The following is a 14301-nucleotide window of genomic DNA, read 5'->3' as shown; positions in this document are numbered from 1 at the left end:
GCATCCACTCCAGCAGACGCGAATGCCCCGTCGCCAGCGCGACGGGGCATTGTGGATGGCAACGCGTGTCGTCCACACCGGACGCGTTGCGCATGTGGACGGCTAGTCGATCAGCGTCGCCATTTCGCCGAGGTTGAGCTCGAAGCTCACGCCACGTTCCTCGAAATTCGGCTGGTGGCGCGTGCTGATCATCGCATTGCGGACGAATTCGCCGGCGATACGCGCCGATTCGGCCAGGTCGCGGCCGGACATGACCGCGCCGATCAGGGCGGACGCGAACGCATCGCCGGTGCCGTGGATCATGTAGGGAAGCTTCTCATGCACCAGCTCCTTCCTCGCCTTCGCCCCCTCCTGGGCGCTGGCCACGTAGTTGCGCAGGCGTCCGTCACCGCGGTCGATGCCCTTGAGCACGACGTTCTTCGCGCCCAGATCGAGCAGCGCCTGCAGGATATCCTCGACCTGCGCGTCGTCGATGTCCTGTCCGGGGTACTCGCGTCCCGTCAGGATCGCCGCCTCGGTCAGGTTCGGCATCAGGATGTCGGCGCCGTCGGCCAGCGCGCCCATCGCCTCGCACATCTCGAGCGTATAGGTGGGGTACATTTCGCCGCCGTCGCCCATGACCGGGTCGACCAGGCGCAGCGCATGGGGGTATTCGCGGTACAGCCGCTGGATGACCGCCACCTGCTGCGCCGAGCCGAGGAAGCCGGAATAGACGCCGTCGATGTCGACGTTCTCCTGGCGCCATGCGTCGAGATAGCCGTCCAGGATCTCCGTGGTGTCGTGCATCGTGAAGACCTTGTAGCGCGTATGCGCGCTGAACAGGGCGGTGGGGACCGGGCAGACGTCGCAGCCGGCGGCCGACAGGATCGGGATGGCGGCGGTCAGCGAGCACTTGCCGTATCCGCACATGTCATGCACGGCGGCGATGCGGGGGATGTATTCGGGATTGCGGTTGTACAGCGTGACGCTCATGGCGGCCAGGCCCCTTTCGAAACATTGGAACATGCCGGGCGCCGCTGGACGCCCGTAGCCACGACTCTAGGCCCACTCGCCGCCAAACGGCAAGGGGGCGCCCTATGCCGGCCGCCCGGCGCCCCGGCGTCCGATGACCGCATAGTGGAACGCGGCGCCGGGCCGCGCCGGGCGGCGAAGGCGCCCGCGCCGTCGGTTGATAATCGGGTATAGATTCCTGCGATACCGGCGTGCTTGCGCCGCGCCCGGGCGAACCGTATCGTCGTGTCCCAACACGTCAATGCACTTCGTCCCCCAAGGAGCACCCATGGCAACCAACGACTACCGTTTCGAAACGCTGCAGCTGCATGTCGGCCAGGAGAACCCGGATCCGGCCAGCGATGCGCGGGCCGTGCCGATCTACCAGACGACCAGCTACGTCTTCCATGACTTCGACCATGCCGAGGCCAGGTTCGCGCTCGCCGACGCCGGCAACATCTACGGGCGCCTGACCAATTCGACCCAGGCGGTGTTCGAGGACCGCATCGCCGCGCTCGAAGGCGGCGTGGCGGGGCTCGCCGTGGCGTCGGGGGCGGCCGCCGTCGAATACGCCGTGCGCAACATCACGCAGGCCGGCGACCATATCGTCTCCGCAAAGAACATCTACGGAGGGACCTACAACCTGCTGCGCCATACGCTGCAGCGCGACGGCATCACCACGACGTTCGTGGACGCCGGCGACCCGGACGCCTTCGAGGCCGCCATCCAGGACAATACGAAGCTCGTGTATTTCGAGACGTTCGGCAACCCCAACGCCGACCTGCCCGACTTCGAGCGCATCACGCAGATCGCGCACCGCAACGGGCTGCCCGTCATCGTCGACAACACCTTCGCGACGCCCTACCTGTTCCGGCCGCTCGAACACGGCGCCGACATCGTCGTCGAATCGGCGACGAAGTTCATCGGCGGCCATGGCACCACCCTGGGCGGCGTCATCGTCGAAGGCGGCTCCTTCGACTGGGCGCGCGTGCCCGGGAAGTTCCCCACGCTCACCGAGCCGGACCCCTCCTACCATGGCCTGAACTTCTACGAGGCGCTGGGGCCGTCCGCCTTCGTCACGCGCATCCGCGCGATCCTGCTGCGCGATACCGGCGCGACGCTCTCGCCGTTCGCCGCCTTCCTGCTGCTGCAGGGCACCGAGACGCTGTCGCTGCGCGTCGAGCGGCACGTATCCAATGCGCTCAAGGTCATCGACTACCTCAAGACGGTTCCCGAAGTCGCCTCCATCTCCCATCCGTCCATCGAGGGGCGGCCCGACCACGCGCTGTACGAGCGGTACTTCCCCAACGGGGGCGGCTCGATCTTCACGTTCGACATCAAGGGCGGCAAGCCGGCGGCCAGGGTCTTCATCGACAACCTGAAGCTGTTCAGCCTGCTGGCCAACGTGGCGGACGCCAAGAGCCTGGTCATCCACCCCGCCTCCACGACGCATTCGCAGGAAACGCCGGAAGAGCTGGAATCGCAGGGCATCCACGAAGGCACGATCCGCCTGTCCATCGGCACCGAGCATATCGACGACATCATCGCCGATCTGGAGGCCGGCTTCCAGGCCGTGCGCGCCAGCGGCCTCGCCGAGGCCTGACGGCACCCTCCCGCCGGTTCTTCGGCGCCGGCGCCTACACTGTTTCCCATCGTGGCCGCCGCCCTTTGCAGTCTCTTCTCAGGAAGCGTGCAGATTTGCGCAGCGGTGGTATACGATAATGGAAAACCGTATGGAGACGCAGCGACGCCGCCGCCGGTTGTGGGCGTTTGCGGGCGGCGTCAGGCAGGACCGGGAGAAATGGTGTGGCCGACATTATTACCGTGAACAAGCTGGGATGGCAGTATGCGCCGCTGCTCGATGGCGGCGCGCCGGTCACCGGCCTGAACAATGTCAGCTGCTATATGCCGGCAGGCAGCTTTACCGGCATCATCGGGCCGACGGGAGCCGGCAAGACCACGCTGGCGCGGGCCCTTGCCGGCATCGTGCCGCATCTGGCGCCCGGCGTCATGACCGGCTTCGTGCGCGTCGCCGGCATGAACGTCAAAAGCACGTCCGTATCGGACCTTTCCCACCGGGTCGGCTATGTATGCCAGAACCCCAAGGACCGGCTGTTCGCCCATAGCGTTGGCGAAGAGGTGGCGTTCGCGCTCGAGAACCGCGGCATCGCCCGCGACGAAATGGCCCGGCGCGTCGACGACACGCTGGCCATGCTGCATATCGGGGCGCTCAAACGGCGCGATCCGGCGACGCTGTCGGCGGGGGAGGCGGAGCGTGTTGCCATCGCTTCGGCGCTGGCGGCCGAACCGGAAGTGCTGGTCGTCGACGAGGCGACGTCGGCCCTCGATGCGCGCGGACGCGAGACGCTGTTCTCCCTGCTGGGGCGCCTGCGCGACGAACGTGGCCTGAGCGTCGTGCTCATCGACCAGGACACCGCGGGAATCGCCGGACAGGCCGACGCCGTGTTCCTCATGGTCGACGGGGAGATCATCCGGCGTACCGATACGGCGATCTTCGAGCGGGAGAAGGCGCTGCTGGAATCCGTGGGCGTGGCCCCGCCGCGCGAACAGGGCCCGGTGGAAGGCTTCGTGCCGCGCAGGCACCACGACGTCGATGATCCGGTCATCGCCATCGACCATGTTTCGGTGCAGTATCCGCAGGCGGATGCCGGCCAGCCGCCGGCCCTCAACGACGTGACGTTCCAGGTGCCGCGGGGCGCCTTCCTCGGCGTCACCGGCCCGAACGGATCGGGAAAATCGACGCTGGCCGGGCTGCTTAACGGCACCGTCAAGCCGACGCTGGGCCGCGTCGACGTGGCCGGCATGCGCACGTCGCGCCATGCCGTCGGGCAGATGGCGCAGCGCGTGGCCGTCGTGCGGCAGAACCCGGACGACATGCTGGTCGCGCAGACGGTACGCGACGAAATCGCCTTCGGCCCGCGCAAGCTGCGCCTGGGGGACGAGGAGACCCGCAAGCGCGTGGAGCAGATGCTTGGCCTGTTCGACCTGTTCAGCATCGAGGACGCCGATCCGCGCGCGCTGAGCTACGGCGAGCGCCGTGCCGTGGCGCTGGCCTGCGCGCTGGCGATGAAGCCGGACGTGCTGGTGCTCGACGAGCCGACGGCAGGCCTTGACCGCAGGCTTTCCTCGCGGCTCATGGCGATGGTCAGGCGGCTGAACGCCGCCGGGACGACGATCGTCATGATCAGCAGCGACGAGCGGCTTGCGGCCGAGCATTGCAGCGACCTGGTGCGCCTCGACAACGGCGCCCTGGCGGACTATTGCACCCGGAGGGATTCATGAACGCGCAATTCTATGCCCGCGGCGACGGCTGGCTGCACCGGCTCGACCCGCGCGTCAAGTTCCTGCTGGCGCTGGCGGCCATCGTGCTGGGGTGCCTGTGGGGCAATCTCGTTTTCCTTGCGGCGCTTGTGGCGCTGCTGGTCGTCATGCTCCTCGCCGACGGGCCCTGCCGCCGGCGCATGGGGCGCATCGTCGGCGCGCTGGCGATCATCGACATCATCGTCATGGCGGCATGGATCGCGATAGACGGCCGCGGCGCCGACGTGGCATGGCAATGGGGCTGGCTGCGCGTCACCTGGCGGAACCTGGCCGACGCCGGCGTGGCTGCATTGAGAATCGATGCCGTCGTCCTGGCGGTCGTGCTCGTGCTGCTCTCCACCAGCACCGCGCAATGGACAGGCGCACTGGCACGGTTCGGCATTCCGCTGCGCGCGTCGCTGGCATGGGTGCGCTTCATCGACCATGTCCCCGTCTACCGTGCGGTACGCCGCCAGGTGCAGCAGGCCCAGCAGGCCAGGGGGCTGGCAGTGCAGGGCAAGGGGTCGAATCAGCGGTACCCCAATCCTTTCGGGCATATCGCCGCCCGCATCGGCGCGCGGTTCGAACTGCGGCGCGCCACCAAGCGGCGCATCCGGTTCGAAGCCGAACGCCGCGAATGGGCGATGCAGGCCCGCGGCTCGCGCATGGATCGCCAGGGCCTGCGCCGTACCCAGTACCTGCAGGTGGCCATGCGGCCGATGGACTGGATCGACCTGCTGCTCATCATCGCCGCCATCGCCGGCGTGGCCACGATGATGTGGCTCGGCTGGTAGCGCCGCGTACGCAGCCTTCCGGCATGGTTCGGGGCCTTCCCCTAGGGGAAGGCCCCGAACCATGCCGTGACGGGGTTCATCCTGATGGATGACAAGCCGCCGCCTTTCCTTCCGGCGGCCGATGCCGGGGCCAGCGGCGCTCCCGTAGCGTGAAGGCATGCGGCGCAACCGGCGCCGCATGCAGCTACGGAAGAGGGGTACGGCATGGACAGCCATGCAATCTACGCGCAAGGCCTTACGAAAACCTACGGGGAAGGCGACGGCGCCGTGACGGCGCTTGACGACGTCAGCGTCGCATTCGAACGGGGGAAGTTCACCGCCATCATGGGGCCTTCCGGCTCTGGCAAATCGACGCTGATGCACACGATGACGGGGCTCGACCGGCCCTCTTCAGGCCACGTGTGGTTCAACGGCAAGGACCTGGCGGCGCTCGGCGACAACGAGCTGACGCTGCTGCGGCGCGAGCATATCGGGTTCATTTTCCAAAGCTTCAATCTCCTGCCGATGTTCAGCGCCGAAGCGAACATCCTGATGCCGCTGACGCTGGCCGGCAAGCGGGTCGACTACGCCTGGTTCGACCGGCTGGCCACGACGCTGGGACTGCGCGGGCGCCTCGGCCACAAGCCAAGCCAGCTGTCCGGCGGCCAGCAGCAGCGCGTCGCCATCGCGCGGGCGCTGATCGCCAAGCCGGATCTCGTGTTCGCCGACGAGCCCACCGGCGCCCTCGACTCGGCCCGCAGCGCCGAAGTGCTCGGCTTCCTCAAGGATTCCGTCAGGAACCTGGGCCAGACCGTCGTCATGGTCACCCATGATCCGGTCGCGGCGGCCTATGCGGACCGGGCGCTGCTGTTCTCCGACGGGAAGGTCGTCGCCGACGTCGCCGAACCGGACGCCCAGGAAATGAGCCGTCTGATGATGTCGGTCCGGGGCGATGCGGCGCTGGCGTAAGGTCCGGACGCGACCCGACGCCCGGGAATCTTGAATTCTGGATCCTGAAGGAGAACGAAACCCATGTGGAAGCTCACCTGGAGCATGATGAAGAAGAACCTGCGGATGCTGGTGCCCGCAGGGCTGGCCGTCGCCGTCGGCTGCGCGTTCATCGCGGCGACGTTCCTGTTCGGCAACGCCATGGACGCGCAGCTGCGCGAGCAGGCGACGAAGACGTTCGGCGACGCCAACTACGTCGTCACGATGAAGGACGGCCTGGATGAAACCCAGACGCAGCAGGCGGCGCAGGCGACCGTCGCGTCGTTCCGCCTCGACACGATGCGCCAGTCCGCCGGCGCCGCCGGCGTGCGGCCCGACGTCAGCGCGCTGATCGCCGTGCGCTCCGGCGACGCCAGCGCGACCGGACTGGGGGAGGCGACCGCGCGGCGCGCGGCCATGCTGCCCGTCGACATCGCCAGCGGGCGCGCGCCGCAAACGGGCAGCGAAATCGCGCTGACGCAGGACCAGGCGCGCCGCCTGTCCGTCGGCATCGGCGGCACGGTGCAGGTGCGCAACGCCTATGCCTCGGCCATGGCGACGCCGGCAGGCGGCGGCGTGGACGGCGCGGACGCCGAACGCTGGTACGACGCGACCGTGACCGGCCTGACCTCCGATCCGCGCGGCGCATACGCCTACTATGGCGGCGCCGCGGTGCTGTCCGACGAGCTGATGGCGCACGCCAGCCTCGCTCCGTCGTTCGATGCGCTGCCCTGCACGCGCGTCTACCTGCAGCTGGACGCCGCGAAGGCGAACGGGAACCTCAACGCCGTCGAATCGAACCTGTCCAGGCTGCTGCCCGCGCAATACCAGCTGCATTCGCGCACGCAGGTAGCCGATAAGGCCATCGCCTCGATGAGCCTCAACGGCGTGAACGCCTCGACGCTGTTCCTGCTATGCTTCGGCGTCCTCGCGATGCTCGTCGCCGCGCTCGTCATCGCGAACACGTTCCAGGTGCTCGTGGCGCAGCGCCGCCGGATGCTGGCGACGCTGCGGACCATCGGCGCCAGCAAGGGGCAGCTGTACCGCTGTGTGCTGCTGGAAGCGGGCCTCGTCGGCCTGCTGGCGTCGCTGCTGGGCGCCGCGCTGGCCACGGCGGCCATGGCCGCGCTCGCGGCCGCGGGCGTGACGTTCGGCTCCGACGCCCCGATGCCGTTCTCGTTCAGCTGGCAGGCCATAGCCGTGCCGGCGGTGTTCGGGGTGGCCGTCACGATGCTGGCAAGCGCCGGCGCCGCCCGCGCGGCGACCGCAGTCTCCCCGCTCGAGGCGCTGCGGCCGGCTGAGACGTCCGAACGCAGGTGCAGCCGGCGCCTGCGCGCCGTGCTGGGCATCGCGCTGCTGGCCATCGGCATCGCGCTGGTGTCCTTCGCGCTGCTGGGCGGCCATCTGGCCGGCGAATCCGGGGCCATCATGATGCTGGCCGCAGCCGTCCTGGGCTGCGCGGCGCTGTTCATCGGCGCCGTCGTCACCGCCGCATTCTGGATGCCCGTGCTGATGGGCGCCGCAGGACGGCTGGCGGCGCACGCCGGGCCCAGCGCGCGCATCGCCGCGGCGAACATCTCCCGCAACCCGCGCCGCATCGCCGCCACCGGCACCGCGCTGCTCATCGGCGTCACGCTGGTCGTCACGATGGCGACGGGCGCCGCAAGCGCCAAGGCGACGATGGACCAGGCGCTGGATTCGCGCTACAGCGTCGACATCGTGGCCTTCGGAGGGGACGTGAGCGAACAGGACGCGGCCAAGGCCGCGCATGTCGACGGGGTCGCCGCGTCCCTCTATGCCCCGACGGCGTCGGCGACCTTCGACAACGGCGGCAGGGAGACCTCATTGCTCATCGTCGGCGTTCCGGGCATCCGGCAGCTGCAGGACGTCATGAACGTCGACGTTTCCGGCGCGTCCCTTGGCGGCGACGCCATGGTGCTGCAGAACAAGGAAACCGGCACGCTGGAGCCTGTCGATACCCGCGCGGGGCGGCTGGAAGCCAGCGTGCAGGAACCCTCGGGGGCCAGGAACGTGGACTTCGCCGCGACGACGCTCGACCTGCGCGGCGTCACTCCGGAATACGGCACGGTCGGCTTTGTCGACGCGGCGCTGTTCTCCGACGGCACGCTGCAGGCTACCGGCCATATGATGCTGATGAAGGCCGATACGCAGGACGTGGCCGCTGGCGACGTGATCGACGCGCTCCAGAAGGCGTTCGCCGACTCGCCGGACGTCATGGTGAGCGGCCCGATCGCGATCCGGCTGCAGTGGAACTCGGTCGTCGACTCGCTGCTGGCGCTGCTGGTGGGGCTGCTTGCCGTCGCCGTCGTCATCGCGCTGATCGGCGTCGCCAATACGCTGAGCCTGTCGGTCATCGAGCGCACGCGCGAATCCGCCACGCTGCGCGCCATCGGCATGACCAGGGGGCAGCTGCGGCGCAGCCTCGCAGCGGAGGCCGCCATCATCGCGCTGGTCGCGTCCATCGGGGGAGTCGCGCTCGGCACCGCGTTCGGATGGATCGGCTCCACGATGGTGCTCAGCCAGTATGCCGACGTCGTGTGCCCCTTCGACTGGCGCGCCGATGCGGCCATCGTGGCCATAGCGGTGCTTGCGGCGCTCGCCGCCAGCGTGCTGCCGGCGCGCCGGGCCGTGCGCACGGCGCCGGTCGAGGCGCTGGCGGAAGCGTCGTGATCGTCTACGCCGGATTGCCTAGACCAGGCCGTTGTCGTAGGCGAAGACGACGGCCTGGACGCGGTCACGCGCATTGATCTTCCCGAGGATGTGCGCGACATGCGTCTTGACCGTCGGCAGGCTGATGAACAGCTTGTCGGCGATTTCCTGATTGGACAGGCCATGCGCGATCTCGATGAGCACTTCGCGCTCCCGTGCCGTCAGCAGGTCCAGTTCCGGGTCGCGGTAGGCGCTCCCCGGCGCCTGCGCCGAGCCCTCCCCGGGGCGGCGTGCGGAGGCCGCGCCGGCGAATCCGGACGCCATCATCTGCTCGATCAGGCGCTTGGTGGCCGTCGGGGCGATGATGGCGTTGCCCTGATGGACGGTACGGATCGAGGCGAGCAGCGTCTCCGGCTCGGTGTCCTTGAGCAGGAACCCCGAAGCGCCGGCATTGATGGCGGCCATGACGTATTCGTCGAGATCGAACGTCGTCAGGATGATGACGCGCGACGCCTGCGCGGCGCTGATCTGGCGGGTGGCCTCGATGCCGTCCATGCCGGGCATCCTCACGTCCATCAGCACGACATCCGGCTTGAGCGTCTGGGCCATCGCCACGGCCGTGGCGCCATCCTGCGCCTGGCCGACCACCTGCAGGTCGGGCTGCGAGTTGATGACCATCGCGAAGCCGGCGCGTACCAGCTCCTGATCGTCGGCGATGACAATGCGGATCGGTTCGGATGCGTTCATGCCTCCTACTGTAGCGGCTGCGTTGGCTCGCAGGCCCCGCTTGGCCGCGCCATGGCCGGCGCCGGCTTGAGATTCATGGCGGCCGGTCGCCCTTCATGGGCTTCGTCGCTGGAACCCGTCTGGCGCAGCAGCCCCAGCAGCTCGCGCATCCGCGCCAACGCGATGCGGCCCTGCGCGCTGATGGCGCCGAACGCATGGCGGATCTGTTCTGCCGAAGGCCGGTTTCCGGCAGCAGCCGCCGCGTCGATCATCGCGATGCCGTGTTCGGCCTGCGCCGACACATGCATCAGCGTGGAGGCGACCTCCTCCTGGATCCTGCCGGCGATGCGGGCGCGCTCCTCATTGGCGGCAAGCGTCCTAAGCTTGCCCTGCGCCTCGATGAGCGCCGACTCGCGTTCGCGCAGCACCAGCGCATTGTCTCCGGACTCGCGTTCCCAGCGGCCGCGCACGAAGGCGATCAGGCACAGGGCGCACGACATGACGGCGAACTGCACGCCGATGGGGGTGGCGGAACCGGCGAACGCCGTGCCCTGCGCGGCGGCGCCCGTCCAATAGCCTGCAAGCGTCGTGAATCCGGCAGCATTGGCCGCGGCGCGCACGCCGAGCAGCGCCGAGGCGCCGGTGAACAGCGGCACCACCCATCGCGCGACATGCGCGGGACCGTATACGGCGACCGAATAGACCGACATGATGGCGAAGGCGTTGAATACGCCAATGGTCGGGCACCACAGCATTTCGCCTACGGCGACCGCCGCGACGAGCGCGGCCGAAAGCTGCGGGAAGCGCCGGCGGATGGCGAACGGCGCGAAAAACGCCGCCGGCCACGCGAGGGCCGCGGTACGGCCCATCGCCGCCGACGCCAGGCCATAGGGAGCCGTCAGCGAGAAATCGTCGGCGTCGCCGAACATCAGGAACAGCATGGCCGCCAGCGCGACGTCCATGACGACATAGTGCGTGGCGCACCAGCGGGATGCGCGCGCGATCCAGCCATCAGGGGGCCGGTGCAGGCGGCGCGTGCGCAGCCTGGCGCGCAGGCCGTGGGCATCCGCGGGGCTGGAGGGGCTGTCCGGGGCGTCTTCGTGCCGCGGCAGCGGGCTGCCCGACGGCTGCGGCGGCGCCGACAGCGCACGCTCGCCGTCGTAGGGCACCGCCAGCTGCACGGCAAAGCCGCCCGCCAGCCGAGGGCCGGCGTGCAGCGTTCCGCCGCATTGTCCGATGCGCTCGCGCATGCCCATCAGGCCATAGCCCGGCTGGTGTCCGTCCAGATTGGCGGCCGCCCCCTTGCCGTCATCGAGGATATCGACTTCCAGGCGGTCTGGCAGCCACCGTTCCGTCACAGTCGCCTTGACATGGCGCCCGGCGTATTTGCGTATGTTGCTCAGCGATTCCTGCACCGCATGGTACACGGCATCCGAAGCCTGCGGGGAGAGGCGCCCGGGAACGCGGGCCCCTTCGATTTTCCTGCGCAGCGCCATGGCGCCGTCGGCGTCGCGGGCCTCGTCGAGCAGGACGCCGATCGAATCGTAGCCATGCAGCGGCCCGGGCCCGCTGCGCGGCTCAGCAGGCTGGCCCCCGGCGGCTTGCGGGTCGCCCACGGTGCCCAGCAGCGCCGTCATGTCGTCGAGCGCGTGGCGCGAAGCCTGCCGGATCGTCTCCATCGTGCTGCGCGCCACGGCGGCGTCCTCCGCGCCTGCGTACCGTCCTACATCGGCCTGGACGATGATGATCGACAGCGTATGGGCGACGACGTCGTGCATCTCGCGGGCGATGCGCGCGCGTTCGGCGAGCGCGGCGATACGCTGTTCCTCGGCGTCGCGGGCAGCGATGGCCTCGTTGCGCTCGCGCTGCGCGATGAGGGTTTCAAGGCGAGCGCGCTGCCAGTAGGCGATCAGCGCGGTGGCGATGATGAAGACCATGAGGGCCGCGCACAGCGCGGCGAAGTTCACGGCGAACGGATACCGGCATTCCGCCAGCGGCTCGCCTTCGGCGACCACGGCGCGGCAGGGATAGGATCCATCGGCATCCGGCACGTCGCGTTGCAGCAGCGGCCCGAACGCCGAATTGCATGACTCCGCGGCCGCATCCGCCGCCACGTACAGCGTGGCCAGCGCCACGTAGCGGCGTCCAAGCTGCCTGGGGCCGTAGACGAGCACCGCGTAGAGCATCGCCAGCGATGCGATGTCGGCGTCGATGAGGACGGGGCCGAACAGCATCTGCGCTCCCGCGACGAGCAGGAAGAGATTGGCCGCCAGCACCGGGCTGCGCCGGCGCAGCGCCATCGGCAGCAGCAGCGCGACGGCCCACGCGCCGCGCGCCAGCGGGGACATGGCGAACAGCAGCCCGTCGGCGTGTTCCGACGCTGCGGCTGCGGGCACCAGCACCGTCATGCAGATGGCGGCGCCAAGCGCGTCCTGTACCGTCGGATGCTCGCGCATCCAGCGCGCGGCCCTGCCTCGTGTCGTCATGGCTTCCACCGTACCGGGAACCGATGGCGGCCGCCATAGTCTTCCAGGACGATGCGGCTGCTTTGCCCGTGGCTGGGTGGATAATGGCAGCCCGGAGGTGTCCAGATGGCTTTACTCGATGAATACTACGTGCCCGGGCTCAAGGTGGAGGACCGCTCCATCACCGTTCCGCTGGACTGGAAAGGCCACGTTCCCGGCAAGGGGTTCCGCGGCAAGCGGCTCTCGCTGTTCTACCGGGTCGTGTGCGCCGCGGAGCATGTCCATGACGACCTGCCGCTGCTGGTATTCCTGCAGGGCGGCCCGGGCGGTGCGGGCCCGCGGCCCCTGTCGCCCGATTCGGATGGCTGGATTGCCGAAGCGGCCAGGCATTTCCGCATCGTGCTGCCCGACCAGCGCGGCACCGGCCGCTCCTCCCACGTCGACGCCGGCGTCATCGCCGCGATGGATGCCGAAGACGGCGCGGCCTATCTCAAGAAATTCCTCGCCGACTCGATCATCCGCGATTTCGAGCACCTGCGCCTGACCGAATTCGGCGGCGCCAAGTGGACGACGCTGGGGCAAAGCTATGGCGGCTTCCTGACGCTGACCTACCTGTCGCTGTTCCCCGAAGGCCTGTCGGCGTGCTTCACGACCGGCGGCATCCCGCACGTTCCGGCGGATGCCGAGGAGCTGTACCGGCATACGTTCCCCCGCATGGAGAAGAAGACGGCGGAATTCTATGCGCGCTATCCGGGCGACGTCGAGCGCGTCAATCTCATTGCGGACCGCCTGTCGGCCGGCGACGTGGCGCTGCCCAACGGCGACCCCTTCACCGTCGAACGGCTGCAGACCCTGGGCGCGTCGTTCGGCATGAAGCCGAGCTTCGAGAAGGTCCACTGGCTGCTCGACGAAGCGTTCGCGGCAGGCGACGGTTCGGCCAATCCCAATTCCCGGCTCGCCGACGATTTCCTGTTCGACGTCATGGCAGCCACGGCCACGCATGGCCTGTACTGGCCGCTGCAGGAATTCATCTACGCCAACGGGCAGCTGGACAGGCCGATTGCATGGGCGGCGCAGCGCGTGCGCGATTCGCTGCCCCAGTTCGACGTATCCAGGCGCCCGCTGATGATGACCGGGGAAGCGGCCTTCCCGTGGATGTTCGAGCAGGAGCGCCAGCTCAAGCCGTTCCGCGGTGCCGTGGAGGCGATGATGGAGTCGACCGTTTTCGGAACGGTATACGATGCCCGCAGGCTGGCGCGCAACGACGTGCCGCTGCAGGCCGCCGTCTACTATGACGACATGTACGTGCCGAGCGACCTGTCGCTGGACACGCTTTCGCGCATCGGCAACGCCCATGCGTGGGTCACCAACGAATTCGAGCATGACGGCGTGCACGGCCCGAAGGTGTTCCGGCACCTGTTCGACGAGGCGCTGGCCCGCGGCGACCTTGAAGGGCTGTTCTAGGCTCCGGCCGGACGGCGCCAGCCAGGATTCGAGAACATCGAGGAGGAATTACATGACCATTGGATTCATCGGCTTCGGCAACATGGCCCAGGCCATCGCGAAGGGACTGATCGGCGCCGGAACGGCGAGCGGGAAGGACATGGTGGCATGCGCCGCCCACTTCGACAAGCTGGAACGCAATGCCGGCGCGCTGGGCGTCCGTCCGCTGCATTCGGCCGCCGAAGTGGCGCAGGAAGCCGACATCGTCATCGTGGCGATCAAGCCGTACCAGATCGAGGCCGTCGTCGGCCCGCTGGCGGCGCAGCTGGCCAACCCGTCCACGATGCTCGTGTCGCTTGCGGCAGGCTGGGACCTCGCGTCGTATCTGGAGATGTTCGGGGCGGCGGCCGAAGGCATCCACATCCAGTGCACGATCCCCAATACGCCGATGGCGGTGGGCAAAGGCGTCCTGATCGCCGAAACCGACAACACGCTTACGGGTGCGCAGCGCGAGGAATTCGAGACGCTGTTCGGATCCATCGCCCTGGTCGAGCGCGTCGATGCCGCCCATATGGGCATCGGCATGTGCATCGCCGGGTGTGCCCCTGCCTTTACCGACATGTACCTCGAGGCGCTCGGCGATGCCGGCGTCAAGTACGGGCTGCAGCGCGATACCGCCTACCGCCTCGCCGCGAAGATGATCGAAGGCGTCGGCGCCCTCTACCTGGCGACCGGAACCCATCCGGGCGCCATGAAGGACGCCGTATGCAGCCCTGGCGGCACGACGATCAAGGGCGTCGCCAGCCTGGAGGAGTCGGCGTTCCGCGGCGCCGTCATCAAGGCCGTCGACGCCATCGAGCAATAGCGGACGGCGTGTGGGCCGGCACGCGCAAGGACCTCGAGGAGGCGTTCGATTTCGGCGCCCA

The 14301-nt window shown here is 68.7% G+C and carries 10 protein-coding genes; 7 read left to right on the top strand and 3 right to left on the bottom strand.

Going from position 1 to position 14301, the window contains the following annotated elements; all coding sequences use genetic code 11:
* Nucleotides 1-102: 102 nt before the first annotated feature.
* Nucleotides 103-972 (bottom strand): pyridoxamine kinase, encoded by an 870-nt coding sequence (locus AC1AXT_RS01510; protein ID WP_476540063.1) that lies wholly within the window; start codon nt 970-972, stop codon nt 103-105.
* A 307-nt stretch (nt 973-1279) separates the two neighbouring features.
* On the opposite strand from AC1AXT_RS01510, the gene AC1AXT_RS01505 reads away from it, so the two are divergent.
* The 5 genes from AC1AXT_RS01505 to AC1AXT_RS01485 all read left to right on the top strand — a co-directional run bounded on the left by AC1AXT_RS01505 (nt 1280) and on the right by AC1AXT_RS01485 (nt 8762).
* Entirely contained in the window at nt 1280-2593 is a 1314-nt protein-coding gene (locus AC1AXT_RS01505; RefSeq protein ID WP_476540061.1) for an O-acetylhomoserine aminocarboxypropyltransferase/cysteine synthase family protein, read from the top strand.
* Between the two features lie 203 nt (nt 2594-2796).
* Complete coding sequence (locus AC1AXT_RS01500; protein ID WP_476540059.1) at nt 2797-4293, top strand: ABC transporter ATP-binding protein; 1497 nt, start codon at nt 2797-2799, stop codon at nt 4291-4293.
* On the top strand, nt 4290-5105 hold the full coding sequence (locus AC1AXT_RS01495) for a CbiQ family ECF transporter T component (protein WP_476540057.1): 816 nt from the start codon (nt 4290-4292) through the stop codon (nt 5103-5105). The genes AC1AXT_RS01500 and AC1AXT_RS01495 overlap by 4 nt, the downstream gene beginning before the upstream one ends.
* 204 nt (nt 5106-5309) lie before the next feature.
* Nucleotides 5310-6053 carry an ABC transporter ATP-binding protein gene (locus AC1AXT_RS01490; RefSeq protein WP_476540055.1) on the top strand — a complete coding sequence of 248 codons (744 nt, stop codon included), beginning with the start codon at nt 5310-5312 and terminating at the stop codon, nt 6051-6053.
* A 63-nt stretch (nt 6054-6116) separates the two neighbouring features.
* On the top strand, nt 6117-8762 hold the full coding sequence (locus tag AC1AXT_RS01485; protein ID WP_476540053.1) for an ABC transporter permease: 2646 nt from the start codon (nt 6117-6119) through the stop codon (nt 8760-8762).
* A gap of 18 nt (nt 8763-8780) precedes the next feature.
* Here the strand turns inward: AC1AXT_RS01485 and AC1AXT_RS01480 are convergent, their stop codons facing one another.
* Nucleotides 8781-9488 (bottom strand): response regulator, encoded by a 708-nt coding sequence (locus tag AC1AXT_RS01480; RefSeq protein ID WP_476540051.1) that lies wholly within the window; start codon nt 9486-9488, stop codon nt 8781-8783.
* Nucleotides 9489-9493: 5 nt separating this feature from the next.
* Complete coding sequence (locus tag AC1AXT_RS01475) at nt 9494-11953, bottom strand: sensor histidine kinase (protein WP_476562919.1); 2460 nt, start codon at nt 11951-11953, stop codon at nt 9494-9496.
* A 105-nt stretch (nt 11954-12058) separates the two neighbouring features.
* Between AC1AXT_RS01475 and AC1AXT_RS01470 the strand changes: the two genes are divergently transcribed.
* Nucleotides 12059-13396, top strand: a complete 1338-nt coding sequence (locus tag AC1AXT_RS01470; protein WP_476540048.1) for an alpha/beta fold hydrolase — start codon at nt 12059-12061, stop codon at nt 13394-13396.
* A 52-nt stretch (nt 13397-13448) separates the two neighbouring features.
* Nucleotides 13449-14240: a pyrroline-5-carboxylate reductase gene (gene proC, locus AC1AXT_RS01465; protein WP_476540046.1), complete on the top strand. Its 792-nt coding sequence runs from the start codon at nt 13449-13451 to the stop codon at nt 14238-14240.
* The last annotated feature ends 61 nt before the right edge of the window (nt 14241-14301 follow it).

It is taken from the genome of Bifidobacterium sp. LH_450 (assembly GCF_056356715.1).
This window is presented reverse-complemented; position numbering and strand designations above follow the sequence as displayed.